Origin of the sequence: Priestia sp. YIM B13490, from assembly GCF_042787735.1 — a bacterium.
GTDB lineage: Bacteria > Bacillota > Bacilli > Bacillales > Bacillaceae_H > Priestia > Priestia megaterium.
Window position 1 is genome coordinate 196,630 of sequence record NZ_JBHZOT010000005.1, and the last position, 16,234, is coordinate 212,863.

The window sequence follows — 16,234 nt, forward strand, 5'->3', positions numbered from 1 at the left end:
AAGTAGAACTTGTAGTAAATCAGTGTAAGCTGTTTTAGCAAGTTCTTTTTCTTTAGATCCAAAACGTGATAAGATAAAAACGGAGGTGCACAGCCATGCTGACAACAATGAGAACTGTTGAATTACTCGATGAGTCTGATCACGTAGCGAACATGGTGTTACAATCAGACGTAGCCGAGAACTATCGTCAATGTTTATATAGATTAAATAAAGATTCACATGCACAGGCATTAATTGCTGAATTTGTGAAAATAAAGGAACAGTATGAGGATGTTCAGCGATTTGGAAAATATCATCCTGATTATAAAACCATTACGAGACAAGTACGTGATGTAAAGCGTCAAGTTGATTTACACGCGACAATCGCTGCGTTCAAAAAAGCAGAAAGTGAATTACAAAAGCTGCTTGATGAAATTAGCGTTATCCTTGGTCAAGCTGTTTCAGAGCATGTGAAAGTACCAACGGGAAATCCGTTTTTTGATACGGGAAGCAGCTGCGGCGGTGGCTGCGGATCTGGTGGAAGCTGTGGGTGCAGCGCATAAGCCGTTCACTGTATAAATCGAACGCAATCAGCACAGGAATTTCCGCAGCAGGCCATTTTACGCTGTGGAACGTAAAACCTATGCTGATAAACATAAGTAAGATGCTGACTTCTGACAAAAGTTGAGCGCCACGTAGCATTTGTATTGGATGTAGCAAAAATAGATGAAGCTTCTAGAAGCTCATCTATTTTTCTACGCTTAATTGATGTGTTTATATACAAAAAGGGTATATTTGTGATTTTTTTGAAAATGACTTGTTCAATAGCTCTCTGCTCGTTAAAATGAGTAAGAAAGAGCATCCAGATATCATCTAAATTCATACATAAAGCACCTACTTCATATAAAAGAATTTATGATAAAGAAAACCAATATAACGTATGCAAAAGGGGAACTAAATATGTTTGTTGAACGTCAAGGAATTGTGGCGTATGTGCATTCTGTTAAGCAAGCAAAAGCATTGCGAAAGTACGGAAATGTACATTACGTATCTAAAGAATTAAAGTATGTTGTCTTATATTGCAACCAAGATGGCATTGAAAAAACAATCCATAAACTTCAGTCTCTACCTTTTGTGAAGAAAGTAGATCCTTCTTATCGGCCGTTTTTAAAAACAGAATTCGAAAATTCAAAGCCGGATAAGGCGAAGGAATATGACTATAAGATAGGAATTTAAACAAAAAAGGAATGTTATTTACATTCCTTTTTTTTATTTTACTTGCCCTTAGTAAACGAATAGGCAGGGATGAGATTATTGCATTGGCGGAATAAAGCGGTTCATTCGCAAAATGCCAATAAGGTGCTGATAGTAGAGTGCTGTTTCTGGAAATGTAGTAGATGGTTTGACATCGAGTACCACAATTTCTTTTCCCGCTTCCTCAGCAGCTCGTTTAAATAACTCAACGCGCTTGCTGTCGTTTTGTTTTAAAACAATTCCTTCTCGGCAAACGTAAAGCGGTTGGAAATTCCCTTCAGCTGTTGGATGCAAGACAGCGACAAAAGAAGCTACTTGTCGATCTTCTTTTACTGTTCGCAGCATAATAAGATGAGCAAGACGGTGTTTGTTGCTTTTGACAATCTCTAACAGCTCATAAATATCTGAATACCCTTCTCCGAGCTCAATAAAACGCTGAATCATATGTCTTTCCCCCTTTATGTATTAAAAAAGCAAACTCACGTAGTTTAATGTATCACTGAATATTTTAAGAGTAAATAAAAAAATCCCTACAACTACTCATTGTAGGGCCCTTCAATAAAGGGGTGTAATCACCTCTGCGATTACAAGCACCTTGATGAAGGCAAAGGGAGAGGAGAAACCGGAGGAAGAACTTATGGGGAAACGTAAGTCTTCTCCGCGGTTGGCAACAACATCGGTTAGATGATGTTGTTACTAGTCAGTATGTCCGTTTTAAACGTTCATATACCTGTCTTGTGAAATTCACTTTTTAATACATAAAAGACTGATAACATAACAGAGAAAAAGGGTAAATTTACGTTTGTTATGACATATTAAAGTAAAGGAATTCTTCTATGAACGAAATGCCGAATGATCTTCATAGGTGTATCTTTTAGAAAAGAATCAGTGTATCTAAGGACACGGCCGTAAAAGTCCAGCATAAAAGCAAGCTGCTGGTTACTGCATAGAATGTATACAGCATTGAATAAATTGAGGATTTTTGCTAGTCTTTGTAATTCAAAATATGTTAGGATAATGAAGAATAAGGAAGTAAAAGTAAGGTAGTGATAAGGATGAGAGTAGTAGCAGGTTTATATAAAGGCCATGCGTTAAAGGCGGTTCCAGGATACTCAACCCGCCCTACAACAGATAAGGTGAAAGAAGCTATTTTTAATATGATTGGACCGTTTTTTGAAGGTGGAACAGCTCTTGATTTGTTCGGTGGAAGCGGTGGCTTGGGAATTGAAGCTCTAAGCCGAGGAATAGATAAAGTCATTTTTGTGGATCGAGATGGCAAAGCGATTCAGACGATTAAAGCAAACTTAGCATCTTGCCGGTTAGAAGACCGCGCTGAAGTGTATCGAAATGATGCAGAACGTGCACTGAAAGCGATAAAGAAAAGGGAGCTGATTGTCGATTTACTTTTGCTTGATCCACCGTATAAAGCACAAAAGTTGAAAGCGCTTATCGAAACGGTAAGTGAAGAAAATCTTCTAGCAAAAACAGGAATTATTGTAGCGGAGCATTCTCATGATGTACAGTTAGATGATGAGATTGGTTTATTTGAAAAAATAAAAAGCGAAACGTACGGTATCATTGGTGTTTCTATTTATACATACAAAAAAGAAGAATCAGTTGACTAAATCAATGAGCTGTTAGATGTAGAAAGGGGATACGTATGGGCAGTATAGCTGTTTGTCCAGGAAGCTTTGATCCAGTTACAAATGGACATTTTGATATTATTAAACGAGGCGCAAATGTATTTGATACGATTTATGTGGTTGTTTTAAATAACTCTTCAAAAAGTCCTTTATTTACAGGGGAAGAGCGAGTAGCTTTGCTGAAAGAAGTAACAAAATCACTTCCTAATGTGGTAGTAGAGTCGTATAGTGGATTATTAATGGAATATGCAAAAGAAAAGCAGGCAAAGACCATTTTAAGAGGTTTACGTGCAGTATCGGATTTTGAGTACGAAATGCAAATCACATCTGTAAATCGCGTATTAGATAAAGAAATCGAAACGTTATTTATGATGACAAATAATCAATACTCGTTTTTAAGTTCTAGTATTGTAAAAGAAGTAGCTAAATATGGCGGGAATATTTCTGAATTAGTTCCTCCCCCTGTTAGAGAAGCGCTTGCGGAAAAATTTGAACAGCTGTCTCAAAAATAAGATAAAAAAGAACGTGACGTTTTCTTTGCCGATAAGAAAACGTCGCGTTCTTTTTTTACTGGGAACGATGAAGAAACGTTCGTTTTGAATATATATAAATATAGCAGCACAGCGTAAAAATCGTTAAGAGCGGACCGTACACGTTTAGCCACTGCGATAGAATCGTAACGGACTCCAAGTGAGAAGAAACCGGCAGTGCTCCTTCAGATGCTTGAAAAGTAGTAATGGATTCTCGAAGAGGACCCCATAGAAAAATAGTGAATACTACCGCAAAACAGCCGTGAAAAATGCGTGCAATAAAAAACGGGAAAAATCGAATATCTGTTTCGGCGAGTATACTAGCCACTTGTGCTTGAACGGAGAAACCGCTGAAGCCTAATACAAAGCTAACGATGATAATTTGATGAAACAGCAGCGTGTCTGGCGCTTCACTTGCTAGACGGCTTCCTAGCGTGATTTCAAAAAGCCCTGAAATAAAAGGAAGGCTCAGTTCAGTCCCTATATGACAAAGGGAAAATAAATAAGCTAGACCGCTGCTTAAAACGGCCGTAATATGAGTAACATATAAAAGTTTGTTTAATACAGAAAATAAAATGATAAAACCGCCAATCATTAAGAGAGATTGAACAGCAGAAGTAACCGCATCTCCTAGAAGCTTCCCGATAGGACGCTTATCTTTTAAACGCGTTTTATGCATTTCATGAAAAGCTAACGATAAAGAAGGTTTTTGAGTTACTTGTCCTTTCGGTTTTGCTGATCCATAAAAACGCATTACCAGTCCTACACAAATATTCCCTATGTAATGAGAGAGAGCTAATATGATACCGACAGCTGGATTGTGAAAAAAGCCAACTGCCACAGCTCCAAAAATAAAAATAGGGTTAGATGAGTTAGTAAATGATACGAGTCTTTCAGCTTCTATAGCTGTTAGCTGCTTTTCTTGACGCAGCCGGGAAGTGATTTTTGCTCCTGAAGGAAACCCAGAAGCCATGCCCATTGCTAAAGCAAAACCCCCTACTCCAGGTACTCGGAATAAAGGCCTCATAAACGGCTCTAATAAGATCCCAATGAACTTCACTACGCCAAACCCAATAAGCATTTCTGAAACAATAAAAAAGGGCAGCAGAGAAGGAAAGACGACCTTCCACCATGTGTTGAGACCTCTTACTGAACCTTCTAGCGCTTCTTTTGGATATACAATAAGCGCAATAGCGAGAAGCGTTACGCTCGTCCCGAGCAGAAGTGTTTTCACCATTGATTTATTCAACGAACGATTCATCTCCTTTTCTAAGCTCATGTCATCTTGATATGAATGAAATGAGGAGTTTTAGGCAAATGTACAAGTTCTTCTATATATCAATATACGAAGCTATGCATCGACTTTATGCCTATGAGTAAGGAGAAAATAAATTCATACTGAATAAAAAGGCGTCTTGTCACATTTGGAAATACAATTCATATACATAAATCAATGCACTTCTAGGATAGTCAAGGAGTAAAAAAACGTATACGCAGCAAGCGAAGAGAAAGAATTTCTTAAAACAACCTTCAGTATAGTATAATGCTTAATAACCACCGTGTATTGAGCAAAACATATCTTTAGCTTCATACTAAATGAACAAATAGAAAATGAAGAATAGTCCTACCGAATACAGGGCAACAATGATAGAGAAGCTCATCAAATGTTTTTACATTTTTAGAAGTCTATAAGGTAAAACGAGGGGGCAGGTAAAGTGGAAAGCCCAAAAATAGGAGTTGCGTTAGGCTCAGGTGGAGCTAGAGGTTTTGCACATTTAGGAGTAATCAAAACGCTAACAGAAAATAACATTCCTATTGATTTTCTAGCTGGCAGCAGCATGGGAGCTTTAGTTGGTGCACTATATGCGTCAGGTATTGAACTAGCAACTCTTTATAAAATGGCGCTAACGTTCAAACGAAAGTATTATTTGGATTTTACCGTGCCTAAAATGGGATTTATTACGGGAAACAGAGTGAAATCGTTGGTTCGCACCTTTACGCAAAATAGAACCATTGAACAGCTGTCTATACCGTTTGCCATTGTAGCGACAGATTTGAAAACAGGAGAGAAAGTGGTGTTTAAGAAAGGACCTATCGCTGAAGCGGTGAGAGCAAGTATTTCAATTCCAGGAATCTTTGCTCCCGAAGTAATTGATGGACGATTGCTTGTAGACGGCGGGGTAGTGGACCGTATTCCTGTATCGGTTGTAAAAGAAATGGGATCTGATATTGTTATTGGAGTCGATGTATCAAAAGCGAAAGTGAATGCAGAAATCAGCTCTATTTTTGATGTCATTATGCAAAGTTTAGATATTTTGCAAGATGAGCTAGTAGCTCATCGGACCATTGCTTCAGACATTATGATTCGTCCTAATCTCGATACTTTTAGTTCCAGAGCGTTTACAAACATTCAAGAAATGATTTCAATTGGTGAACAAGCAGCACATGAGCAGTTGCCTTCTATCCTACAAGCAATTGATCATTGGAAGGAGAACAAAAAAAGTGAAATCTAGAATTAGAATTTTGGTATATTTGGCTGTTATTGCAGTGGTGGCAATGCTTTGTTTTTATCCTTTGCCGTACTACATTACAAAGCCTGGAATGGCAGAAGAACTTGCGCCTATTATTAAGGTAGAAGATGGATACCATGAAAAAGGGACGTTTATGCTGACAACTGTAAGAATGGGCAGAGCAACTCCTCTTTCATATGGTCTTGCGAAAATACAGGACTTTCATGAAATTTTCCCTACAAAGCAAATTTTGCAGCAAGGTGAAAGCGATGAAGATTACTCGACAAGGCAATTACATATGATGGATACATCAAAAAATGCCGCTATTTCAGTAGCATACGAAGCAGCTGGAAAGAGCGTTTCCTATCTCAATAAAGGCGTATATGTTACATATGTCGTAGAAAATATGCCTGCACATGGAAAACTTCATGTTGGAGATGTAGTAACGAAAGTAGACGGGGAAAAAATTCAAACTGCTGAGGACTTAATCAACTACGTATCGACTAAAAAAGCAGGAGATTCAGTATCAATTTATGTAAAAAGAGATGGCAAAGAAAGCAAACATACTCTAAAAGTTAAAGCATTCCCTGACGAGCCGAAACGAGTAGGCCTAGGAATTGCCTTAGAAACGAACCAAGAACTAAAAGTTAAGCCCGATATACATATTGATACTGAAAAAATAGGAGGGCCTTCAGCTGGACTGATGTTCTCGCTTGAAATTTATAATCAGCTTGTTAAAGAGGACATGACAAAAGGCCATCGCGTTGCAGGTACAGGGACTATCAATGATAAAGGAGAGGTAGGACCAATCGGAGGTATTTCGCAAAAAATTGTAGCCGCAGATAAAGAAGGAGCAGAGATTTTCTTTGCACCAAATGAAAAAGGGGCTGCGAGCTCTAACTATCGAGAAGCAGTGAAGACAGCTAAAAAAATAGACAGTGATATGAAAATTGTACCCGTAGATTCATTTTCGGACGCCGTAACGTATTTGGAAAAGCTGAAACCATAAAAAAATCGTCTCTTGCAGACGATTTTTTTATGGCCAAATGATAGGAGGCTGCGTGTATTCTTGTTTCATAAATTGAGAGCGCAGAGGCTCTTGAAACGGCATACTATAAACATGTGTCGCTTTAATATCGGTATCAATTTCTTTTAGTTTACATTGCGATACAGTGGATACAATAGGAAGGGACAGCTTTTTCTTAATCGTTTTTAAATAGCCTTGTCCTGTCTTTGACATTCCCAATAAGCGAATATAAGGATCAGCTTGTTGCATCTCACTTTTTGTTGTATTGGTTAAAAGGTGAACGCACATGCGCTGTAAACGGGTTCTCGTATATCGCTTCGTTTTAACATTTGTTAAAAAATCTTCAAATGAAGTAGCTGAAGAAATATAAGATAGGAGCCGATGTTCAATACCTTCTTCTATTTCATAAATACGCTGTAAGTCATAAAGCGGAGTAGTTAATAATTTGTATTTCAAAAATGGGAAATAATGCTCCCAATGATGTAACTGTCCGTGTGCTTGCTTGTAAGCTGCTAATTCATTTGCTGTACTAACTGGCATGTGCTTGCTCAGGTCCCCATGGCTGCTGCTGTCAAAAATAGCTTTACGTATGCTTGTAGCACTTGAAATAAAAGAGGAAGACAGGGAATCATCGTGATAATGTGATTGAATTCGAGTGATTGTATATGGTTTAATAGATGCATGCTGTTTTTTAATGGCAGCTACATAGCTCATTCCAAGCACATTATTTGGCTGAGATAGATCAATAGGAGCCTCCGTGAAAAGCTGTAAGAAAGCATTGGAAGCTGCTTTTGGATAACTGTTCCCTTTTTTTATCTCTTGTTGAATTAAAGCGGATAGTTCTGATTCATGAGCTTCGAGCAAATCAGCGGTGCGGGTAAATGAGTCAATATTGCCATTTTCGCTGCCAAAGCATACAAAGTCAGCGCGAAGGGATTCTAAAATAGAAATAGCGCCGCCTGCGAATGTTTCAGCTTTTTGAGTAGAAAAAGCATAGGGTAATTCAAAGACTAAGTCTGCACCAGCCGCTAAAGCCATTCTTGTGCGGGACCATTTTGATACAAGAGCAGGCTCTCCGCGCTGCAAAAAGTGCCCGCTCATCACAGCAATCACACAATCTGCTCCGGTTTGTTGTTTCGCTTGCTGCAAATGATAAGCGTGTCCGTTATGAAAAGGATTATATTCGACAATTATTCCAACTGCTTGCATAATGTCTCCTTTTAATTTATTATTTTTAGTCTAGCTCTTTGTTTTAAAAACATTTTTTTATGAAAGTAAGAAATTTTTACAAAAAAGCATATTTAAGTACATTATAGTGTAAAGAAAAAATATTGACAAATAATCTTGTGAAAGCTATAATAACCTTTGTTGCCTTGAGGTGATTAACAATGAAATGGACAATACATCAATTGTATCAGTTGCAAAATAAAGGTCTAACATTTGACGAAGTGATTGACGGCAAAGAGTTTATGAATGCTGATCCTCAAATTCGTAGAATGTCAGATGTAAACGTGAAAGGAAGAGCCGACATTAGTTCTTCGAAAGTAACGTTTCACCTTGAAATTTCAGGAAAAATGACGTTGCCTTGTGCTCGTACATTAGTTGACGTTCCGTATCCGTTTGAAATTAACGCAACTGAAACGTTTTTATTGAATGTGAATGCTGATTATGAAGAAGATGCTGAAGTACGCATTGTAGAGGGAGAAACGGTTGATTTACAACCTTTGATTCAAGAGTTAATTATTGTTGAAATTCCTCTGCAGGTATTTAGTGAAAATCAGCAAGCGGCAGGAGCAGCTCCACAGTCAGGAAAAGACTGGGAAGTTGTTACCGAAGAAGAAAAGCAGGAAAAAGTAGATCCCCGCTTAGCCGTACTCGAAAATTTCTTTAAAGACAAAAAGAAATAAAAATGCGAAGATCCGGCTTTCGGGCCTTCATATGATTTTAAAATTCTTTTAAGGAGGTGGGAATAATGGCTGTACCTTTTAGAAGAACATCTAAAATGAAGAAAAGAACGCGTCGTACGCACTTTAAATTACAAGTTCCTGGTATGGTAGAGTGCCCAAATTGTGGTGAAATGAAACTATCACACCGCGTATGTAAAGCTTGTGGTACTTACAAAGGAAATGACGTAGTAAGCAAATAATTGCTTATTTAAATAAAAGACCCTCTTAAAGGGTCTTTTATTTTTTTTGCCTTTTTTCCTTCTCTACCCTTTGGGAGAGAAGGATTTTTCTTATAGAACAAGAACTCTTTTTAAATAAACAATTACTGTTGTAAAAGGATTCATACCTTGTCTATAAGGAGGAAAAAGCATGAAAAAAAGCGAGCTGTTTACTACAAGCCAAGGCATTGCTACGTTTGTGATTAATCGTCCTGAAAAGCGTAATGCTATTGATTATGATGTTATGAATGAACTGCAGCAAGCTGTAGATTATGTGAAACATGATCAGTTAGTAAAAGCTTTCGTAATTACAGGGGCTGGTTCAGATGCATTTTGCAGTGGAGGAGATTTAAGCGTATTTCATGAGCTAAAGACTTCGAAAGAGGCGTCTCAAATGTTAACGAAAATGGGGAAAATTCTTTATGAGATTTTAACACTCCCAAAACCCACAGTTGCCCTTTTGAATGGAACATCGGTTGGAGGAGGATGTGAACTTGCGATTGCATGTGACTTCCGTATAAGTGCAACACATAGCGAAATGGGCTTTATTCAAGGGAATTTAGGAATTACAACAGGCTGGGGAGGAGGAACCATTCTTCTTGAAAAGCTGCGTTATCAAGAAGCGATGGAAATGATCTACAGTGCTCAGCTGTATGGAGTAGAACGAGCAAAGCAAATTGGATTTCTTTCCTATGTCACGTCGTTTAAAGAACTAACTATGAGGTGTGAGGAGTGGTTAGCCCCTATCACTCATAAACCGACCCAGGTATTGCAAGCTTACAAAGAAATCGCTATTGAGAAATGGGAGCAAAGCCGGGTTTGGAATCGGATGGAACAAGAAATTCATCGCTGCTCGATATTGTGGGAGTCGCCTGAGCATGAAGAAGCGGTTCAAAAGGTCATCGTTAAAAAAACATAGTTATGAACTGCATTTCCATAGCAATATAGTTAATAAGCGAAAGATGAAAGAATCACGGGTTTCCCATTTTGCTTCAAAGTATATGAAAGATTTTCTTGATTGAGAAGAGGAACAATAGTCTATCTTATCTAGTAGGTGCATATTCATTTAATAAGTACGGATAAGGAGGGATAGAAAAATGACTTCTTCTCGTCAAGATGCATGGACTCATGATGAAGATTTATTACTCGCAGAAATTGTACTGCGTCATATACGTGAAGGTGGCACTCAGCTAGCTGCATTTGAAGAAGTGGGGAAGAAACTTACACGAACATCAGCAGCTTGTGGCTTCCGCTGGAATTCTTTTGTGCGCAAACAATACAAGACTGGTATTGATCTTGCGAAAAAACAGAGAAAAGAATTAAAAGCAAGAACTGTTTCAAAAGATGACGAGCAGCCTGCACGCTTATCATATATGGAAGCAGAGAAACATATTTCGCTTAATGAGGTAATTAAATATTTAGAAAATGTAGATCAAGGGCAAAGGCACTCGTCAGAGCTTCTCGAAGCTAATGAAGAACTGCAGCAAAAGATTGAGCGTTTACAAGAGAAAGTAACGATTTTGGAAAAAGAAAAAAAAGCTTTGCAAAACAACTTGTTAATTGTGGAAGATGACTATAAAGCTCTTATTGAAATTATGGAGAGGGCTCGTAAAATGGTTGTATTAAAAGAGGATGAAAAAAGTAGAAAAGTGAAATTTCAAGTGGATAAAAATTTAAATCTAGAAAAAGTTCAAAAGTAAAGCGACAGTTTGAATGCTCCCTACTTCATGTTGATCATATATACCATATAGATATAAAATAAACAGCTGGAAATCAGCTGTTTATTTTTGTTCGCTTACACCGTTTGGTAGCCAAATAAGAGGGTTTTCTCCTAAATCACGATCGATATCATATGTTACAGGTACGAACCCCATTTTTGACCAAAAATCACTCGATTTTACTCGTGGGCTTGTTTTGATAGGTAATTGAAAGGATTTGGCGTATTCAACGAGCGTTTGACCCAATCCTTTGCGCTGAAAATCGCTGAGCACTTCGAGTTTCCACACTTCAATATACGTTTGAGGCGGCTCGAAATATTGATCGTACTGTTTGTTTCGCTTATAGAGACTCATCCGAGCCACTAAGCTATTTCCAAAATAAATACCGTAAAACGGAGAATTTATTTCATTATCGGAAATTTTGGCATGTAATTCTTCTAGCATTGAAAGTTCTTGAATGCCATATTCTTTGAATTTCTTGAACTCTTCTAGCGTTTTAAAATTAATTTTTAAATGCTTCACTTCGTAATTCATCCCATATCCCCCTTGTTATGTCTCCTTGCTAGATAAACGAACTGGCTTGGTTCGTTCATCTAATATTATATAACAAAAATACAAAATATTCTGTTTTCGTGATCGGTGAACGAATATTCAATGCGCATGAGGAAAAATGAATTCTTTCAGTTAAATACGAAGAATACATTACTATAAGCATCACTTTTTAGAAAGGAAGCAAAAGGAAAGTGAGATTCAAATAGAAAGCGTTTTCAAAATTTGTAGAGGAGTTTTAAAATTATTGTAGAATTATATGGGGGAAAGTAGAAATTTGAGGAAAGGGGAGAGAAAGGTGAAAAAAATACTGATTGCAAATCGAGGAGAAATTGCTCTTCGTATTATTCATACATGCAAACAAATGGGCATTGAAACGGTGGCTGTCTATTCCGATGCAGATGCAGAGCTTCCTTATGTTCAAGCAGCTACAAAAGCACGTCGAATTGGAGAGCCTCCTGTGCAAAAGTCATATTTGAATGTAGAAGAATTGCTGCGAATTAGTCATGAAGAAAAAGTAGATGCCATTCATCCTGGGTATGGATTTTTATCGGAAAATAATGCATTTGCTAAAAGAGCGATTGATGAAGGTTTTTGTTTTATCGGTCCTTCTCCCGAAATCATTTCGATGATGGGCGACAAAATTGCTGCTCGTGCCGCGATGAAAGAAGCGGGTGTACCTGTTGTCCCCGGCAGCGAAGGCGATGTGACGTCAGTTGAAGAGGCTTGTAAAGTAGCGAGTCTAATTGGATATCCCGTTATGTTAAAAGCAAGCGGAGGCGGCGGCGGAATTGGGATGGTGCGCTGCGATAACGAAGAAGCAGTAAAACAAGTGTATGCCTCCACAAAAGCAAGAGCAAAAGCATATTTTGGTCAAGAAGGAATGTTTATTGAAAAGCTTATCACAAACGCAAAACATATCGAAGTACAGGTGTTTGGAGATCAGCATGGTAATGTCGTTCATCTTTTTGAACGCGATTGTTCCGTACAAAGAAGAAATCAAAAAGTGATTGAAGAAGCCCCTGCGCTTTCTTTAAAAGAAAGTACGCGACAAGCCATGCAAAACCAAGCCGTTCAAGCGGCTAAAGCAATCGGATATTATAATGCAGGTACGGTGGAGTTTATTGTGGATGAAGACGAAAATTTTTATTTTCTTGAAATGAACACACGGCTGCAAGTTGAGCATCCGATCACCGAGCAAATTGCAGGGGTCGATTTAGTTAAGTGGCAGATCTTAGCTGCGCGCGGAGAAAAGCTTCCACGTGTGCAAGAGGAAATAGCAGCAAATAACTATGCCATTGAATTTCGAATTTATGCAGAAGATCCGTTTACTTTTTTACCGGCTCCGGGAAAAATTACGGGTTATCACTTGCCGGAGCGAACCTATGCGCGCGTAGACAGCGGCTACAGTGATATGAATGCGGTTACACCTTTTTACGATCCAATGATTGCAAAAGTTATTATTACTGGTCGTACGCGTTCAAATGCAATTGAACTAGCTAAATCATATTTTACAGAAGCTGTTGTAGAGGGAATCAAAACGAATATTCCTCTATTTAAGCAGTTGTTAAATGAAGAGTTATATGAAAAAGGCACCTATAACACATCGTTATTATCAACCGTATTAAATAAAGGAGGAGCACCACAATGAGTGAAATCAAAGCGACAATGGCAGGCATGGTATTTAATGTGTTTGTTCAGCAAGGTGCAAGTGTAGCCAAAGGAGAAGTTGTTGTTGTATTAGAATCTATGAAAATGGAAATTCCTATTGAAAGCGATCAAGCTGGTATTGCAGAGACTGTCCATATAGCCGTGGGGGATTTTGTGAACGAAGGCGACGTTTTGGTGACTATTTCATAACTCATAAAGGAGAGATATCATGATACATACAGGTGAATCTCAGAAAAAATATGATGAAAATCGTCAAAAAGTAGAGCGTGGCAACGCGGAGAAGTACAAAGAGAAACTTGCAAAACAACAGAAGCTTTTTGTAAGAGATCGTTTAGCCCTTTTATTTGATGACGGGAAATATGAAGAAGACGGCATGTTTGCAAATAATAAAGCTGAAGGATTGCCGGCAGACGGTGTTGTAACTGCAATTGGGAAAGTAAACGGTGAAACGGTTTGTGTAATGGCTAATGACTCTACTGTAAAAGCAGGGTCTTGGGGGGCCAGAACAGTAGAGAAAATTATTCGGATTCAAGAAGTAGCAGAAAAACTGCATGTGCCTTTGCTCTACCTAGTGGATTCTGCAGGAGCGCGTATTACGGATCAATTAGATATGTTTCCAAACCGCCGAGGAGCTGGACGGATCTTTCACAATCAAGTAAAACTTTCCGGCGTCATTCCTCAAATTTGTTTGCTCTTCGGTCCGTCAGCAGCTGGAGGAGCATATATCCCTGCATTTTGTGATATTGTTGTGATGGTAGATGGAAACGCTTCTATGTACTTAGGTTCGCCGCGTATGGCCGAAGCTGTTATTGGAGAAAAGGTTACGCTAGAAGAAATGGGAGGAGCACATATGCACTGCAGCGTTAGCGGATGTGGAGATGTGTTAGCTTATTCTGAAGAAGAAGCTATTTCCTATGCCAAATCTTATTTAACCTACTTTCCACAAAACTATCAAGAGAAGCCTAAAGTACAAAAAGCTAAAGAGCCTAAGCAGACAAAGGATTTAGTAGAACTAATTCCGGAGAATCAAAATGTTCCATTTGATATCTATGAAGCAATTGATACCCTTATTGACGAAGGGAGCTTCTTTGAAGTGAAAAAACTGTTTGCCGCCGAATTGGTAACAGGGCTTGCACGAATAGATGGAAAAGTAGTAGGGATTATTGCCAATCAGCCGAAGGTCAAAGGAGGAGTGCTGTTTGTAGATTCAGCAGATAAAGGAGCAAAATTTATTCAACTGTGCGATGCCTTCCATATTCCTTTGCTATTTTTAGCGGATGTACCTGGATTTATGATTGGAACCAAAGTAGAAAGAGCAGGCATCATTAGACATGGTGCAAAATTGATTGCAGCGATGAGTTCAGCTACAGTTCCTAAAATTTCCGTGGTCATGCGCAAAGCTTATGGCGCAGGGCTTTACGCTATGGCTGGTCCAGCTTTTGAACCGGATTGCTGCCTTGCATTACCTACTGCTCAAATTGCCGTAATGGGTCCTGAAGCGGCAGTAAATGCCGTCTATTCTAATAAAATTAATGAAATTGAAGATCCGAAAGAGCGGTTTATGTTTGTTAAACAGAAACAGCAGGAGTATAAAGAACACATCGATATCTATACGCTGGCTTCTGAACTTATTATTGACGACATCGTTCCTGCTAACGAACTGCGTCGAACTTTAATTGACCGCTTTCGATTATATGAAACAAAGAATGTGACCTTTAGCCGTCGTAAACATCCGGTGTATCCCGTATAATAGAAAAAAACGGGATCACTCTAAATAATTTACAATAAGCCCGGTGATTTTTAATCACACGGGCTATATGAATAGGTAAAATTTTAAGAATGCATTTAATTCAAAGCATTTTTTTGCTAAAATGAAACTCAATAATGGAAAGAGGAACAAAAAATACGATGAAAACTATAGGTATTATTGGAGGCGGATCATTAGGTCTGTTGTTTAGCGCGTATTTATCAGATTGTTATGATGTAACCTTGTATACGAAAACAAAAACTCAAGCAAAGTGTATTAACGATAATGGAATTACCTTACATAGACAAGGGGAACATCACACTAAAAAAGTGAGTGCTATCCCTCTGGAAAAAAACATAAAAGAAGCAGATTTAATCATTATTACTGTAAAACAGTATCATTTAAAAGAGATTATTCCTTTTATCAAAACCCTTACTATACATACTCCCCTTTTGTTTATCCAAAACGGTATGAGCCATATTGAAATTCTTAAAAATCTCCCGCAGAGCACTCTCTATTTGGGTACAGTTGAACACGGGGCAATGCGTACAAATATGGATAGCGTCCATCATACAGGAATAGGAACAACCCGTATTGCTTCATACAGAGGAGAAATGGAGTCTATCTTGCCAATTGTGAATTTTCCTTGGGTGATTGAAACAGATTGGTATGCGATGCTGGTGAAGAAATTAGTTGTAAATGCGCTCATCAATCCTCTTACGGCGCTGTATGGGGTAAAAAATGGGCAGCTGATTCATAACGGCTACTTTTATAAAACGATGCGTCTATTGTTTGAAGAGATTGCCGCTGTGTTAAAACTGGATTCAGCTTTTAATTATTGGGAAAATGCGCTGGGGGTTTGTTCGCGCACGAGTACAAATCAATCTTCTATGCTAAAAGATATACAGAAGGGGCGGCAAACAGAAATTGATGCTATTTTAGGCTATATTCAAACACAAGCTGCTGAAAAAAGAACGTCGACGCCTATTGTTGACTTTTTATATGGGTCAATAAAAGGAATCGAAGAAGAAAAGGGTGATTAACATGGGAAGTTTTATTGCTGGAGTTTTTGCGACGTTTGTCACTCTGCCGCTCGTTGGTTTTTTTATTCTATACATGCTTTTACGCAAACTGACGAAAAATAAAAGGAAATCTGTCCACATTGCAACGTACATTACTACGGTTTTTCTTATTTTGTCCGTGCATTATGCAGCTGTGGAAATTTTCGGGCACTCTTTTTTGTGGTTGATTGCGTTAGTCCTTTTAGTTGTAGCAATGATTATGATGTTTGTACATTGGAAAGTCAAACATGACTTAGAAATGAAGCTTATCGCGAAAGGGTTCTTTCGGATGAATTTTGTTTTGTTTCTTATTGCACATATTGTATTAAATATAGGTGGAATCGCTTTTCGTATTTCCTCTCTGTAAAGCATGTTACTAGA

At 38.2% G+C, this 16,234-nt stretch carries 20 protein-coding genes; 15 read left to right on the forward strand and 5 right to left on the reverse strand.

From position 1 onward, the window contains the following. Positions 1-95 precede the first annotated feature (95 nt). Positions 96-542, forward strand: a complete 447-nt coding sequence (locus ACFX4R_RS17315) for a YlbF/YmcA family competence regulator (protein ID WP_016765457.1) — start codon at positions 96-98, stop codon at positions 540-542. Between the two features lie 5 nt (positions 543-547). On the opposite strand, the gene ACFX4R_RS17320 is transcribed toward ACFX4R_RS17315, so the two are convergent. Then, positions 548-862: a hypothetical protein gene (locus ACFX4R_RS17320; RefSeq protein ID WP_016765456.1), complete on the reverse strand. Its 315-nt coding sequence runs from the start codon at positions 860-862 to the stop codon at positions 548-550. 77 nt (positions 863-939) lie between these two features. On the opposite strand from ACFX4R_RS17320, the gene ACFX4R_RS17325 reads away from it, so the two are divergent. Then, complete coding sequence (locus ACFX4R_RS17325; protein WP_013058985.1) at positions 940-1,215, forward strand: YlbG family protein; 276 nt, start codon at positions 940-942, stop codon at positions 1,213-1,215. Between the two features lie 75 nt (positions 1,216-1,290). Here the strand turns inward: ACFX4R_RS17325 and ACFX4R_RS17330 are convergent, their stop codons facing one another. Further along, a complete protein-coding gene (locus ACFX4R_RS17330; protein ID WP_013084871.1) occupies positions 1,291-1,677 on the reverse strand; it encodes a DUF7147 family protein in 387 nt (128 codons plus the stop codon). A gap of 611 nt (positions 1,678-2,288) precedes the next feature. On the opposite strand from ACFX4R_RS17330, the gene rsmD reads away from it, so the two are divergent. Both rsmD and coaD read left to right on the forward strand, forming a co-directional pair. After that, positions 2,289-2,858 (forward strand): 16S rRNA (guanine(966)-N(2))-methyltransferase RsmD, encoded by a 570-nt coding sequence (rsmD, locus tag ACFX4R_RS17335; protein ID WP_043976407.1) that lies wholly within the window; start codon positions 2,289-2,291, stop codon positions 2,856-2,858. A 35-nt stretch (positions 2,859-2,893) separates the two neighbouring features. Beyond that, entirely contained in the window at positions 2,894-3,388 is a 495-nt protein-coding gene (coaD, locus tag ACFX4R_RS17340; RefSeq protein ID WP_013058982.1) for a pantetheine-phosphate adenylyltransferase, read from the forward strand. A 55-nt stretch (positions 3,389-3,443) separates the two neighbouring features. On the opposite strand, the gene ylbJ is transcribed toward coaD, so the two are convergent. Further along, positions 3,444-4,655 carry a sporulation integral membrane protein YlbJ gene (gene ylbJ / locus ACFX4R_RS17345; RefSeq protein WP_043976409.1) on the reverse strand — a complete coding sequence of 404 codons (1,212 nt, stop codon included), beginning with the start codon at positions 4,653-4,655 and terminating at the stop codon, positions 3,444-3,446. A 466-nt stretch (positions 4,656-5,121) separates the two neighbouring features. Between ylbJ and ACFX4R_RS17350 the strand changes: the two genes are divergently transcribed. Further along, positions 5,122-5,919: a patatin-like phospholipase family protein gene (locus ACFX4R_RS17350; RefSeq protein ID WP_013058980.1), complete on the forward strand. Its 798-nt coding sequence runs from the start codon at positions 5,122-5,124 to the stop codon at positions 5,917-5,919. Next, complete coding sequence (locus tag ACFX4R_RS17355; protein ID WP_277813710.1) at positions 5,909-6,925, forward strand: SepM family pheromone-processing serine protease; 1,017 nt, start codon at positions 5,909-5,911, stop codon at positions 6,923-6,925. The genes ACFX4R_RS17350 and ACFX4R_RS17355 overlap by 11 nt, the downstream gene beginning before the upstream one ends. Before the next feature lie 27 nt (positions 6,926-6,952). Here ACFX4R_RS17355 and ACFX4R_RS17360 read toward each other — a convergent pair whose 3' ends face one another. Continuing rightward, complete coding sequence (locus ACFX4R_RS17360) at positions 6,953-8,152, reverse strand: nucleotidyltransferase (RefSeq protein ID WP_043976410.1); 1,200 nt, start codon at positions 8,150-8,152, stop codon at positions 6,953-6,955. Positions 8,153-8,331: 179 nt separating this feature from the next. Between ACFX4R_RS17360 and ACFX4R_RS17365 the strand changes: the two genes are divergently transcribed. From ACFX4R_RS17365 to ACFX4R_RS17380, 4 genes are all read left to right on the forward strand, one after another. Beyond that, the gene (locus ACFX4R_RS17365; RefSeq protein ID WP_043976411.1) at positions 8,332-8,850 is read left to right on the forward strand and encodes a YceD family protein; all 519 of its coding nucleotides are present in this window, start codon (positions 8,332-8,334) and stop codon (positions 8,848-8,850) included. A 65-nt stretch (positions 8,851-8,915) separates the two neighbouring features. Further along, positions 8,916-9,089 carry a 50S ribosomal protein L32 gene (gene rpmF, locus ACFX4R_RS17370; protein ID WP_013058976.1) on the forward strand — a complete coding sequence of 58 codons (174 nt, stop codon included), beginning with the start codon at positions 8,916-8,918 and terminating at the stop codon, positions 9,087-9,089. 169 nt (positions 9,090-9,258) lie between these two features. After that, entirely contained in the window at positions 9,259-10,026 is a 768-nt protein-coding gene (locus ACFX4R_RS17375; RefSeq protein ID WP_013084864.1) for an enoyl-CoA hydratase/isomerase family protein, read from the forward strand. Positions 10,027-10,204: 178 nt separating this feature from the next. Next, the gene (locus tag ACFX4R_RS17380) at positions 10,205-10,807 is read left to right on the forward strand and encodes an RsfA family transcriptional regulator (protein ID WP_013058974.1); all 603 of its coding nucleotides are present in this window, start codon (positions 10,205-10,207) and stop codon (positions 10,805-10,807) included. 81 nt (positions 10,808-10,888) lie between these two features. Here ACFX4R_RS17380 and ACFX4R_RS17385 read toward each other — a convergent pair whose 3' ends face one another. Next, on the reverse strand, positions 10,889-11,359 hold the full coding sequence (locus ACFX4R_RS17385) for an N-acetyltransferase (RefSeq protein ID WP_013058973.1): 471 nt from the start codon (positions 11,357-11,359) through the stop codon (positions 10,889-10,891). Between the two features lie 313 nt (positions 11,360-11,672). On the opposite strand from ACFX4R_RS17385, the gene ACFX4R_RS17390 reads away from it, so the two are divergent. The 5 genes from ACFX4R_RS17390 to ACFX4R_RS17410 all read left to right on the forward strand — a co-directional run bounded on the left by ACFX4R_RS17390 (position 11,673) and on the right by ACFX4R_RS17410 (position 16,220). Next, on the forward strand, positions 11,673-13,025 hold the full coding sequence (locus ACFX4R_RS17390) for an acetyl-CoA carboxylase biotin carboxylase subunit (RefSeq protein ID WP_043976412.1): 1,353 nt from the start codon (positions 11,673-11,675) through the stop codon (positions 13,023-13,025). After that, complete coding sequence (locus ACFX4R_RS17395; RefSeq protein WP_013058971.1) at positions 13,022-13,234, forward strand: biotin/lipoyl-containing protein; 213 nt, start codon at positions 13,022-13,024, stop codon at positions 13,232-13,234. Before ACFX4R_RS17390 ends, ACFX4R_RS17395 begins: the two co-directional genes overlap by 4 nt. Positions 13,235-13,253: 19 nt before the next feature. Beyond that, positions 13,254-14,795, forward strand: a complete 1,542-nt coding sequence (locus tag ACFX4R_RS17400; protein ID WP_013084862.1) for an acyl-CoA carboxylase subunit beta — start codon at positions 13,254-13,256, stop codon at positions 14,793-14,795. 158 nt (positions 14,796-14,953) lie between these two features. Beyond that, a complete protein-coding gene (locus tag ACFX4R_RS17405; RefSeq protein WP_043976715.1) occupies positions 14,954-15,835 on the forward strand; it encodes a 2-dehydropantoate 2-reductase in 882 nt (293 codons plus the stop codon). A gap of 1 nt (position 15,836) precedes the next feature. Then, the gene (locus ACFX4R_RS17410) at positions 15,837-16,220 is read left to right on the forward strand and encodes a DUF3397 domain-containing protein (RefSeq protein WP_013058968.1); all 384 of its coding nucleotides are present in this window, start codon (positions 15,837-15,839) and stop codon (positions 16,218-16,220) included. Positions 16,221-16,234 lie beyond the last annotated feature (14 nt).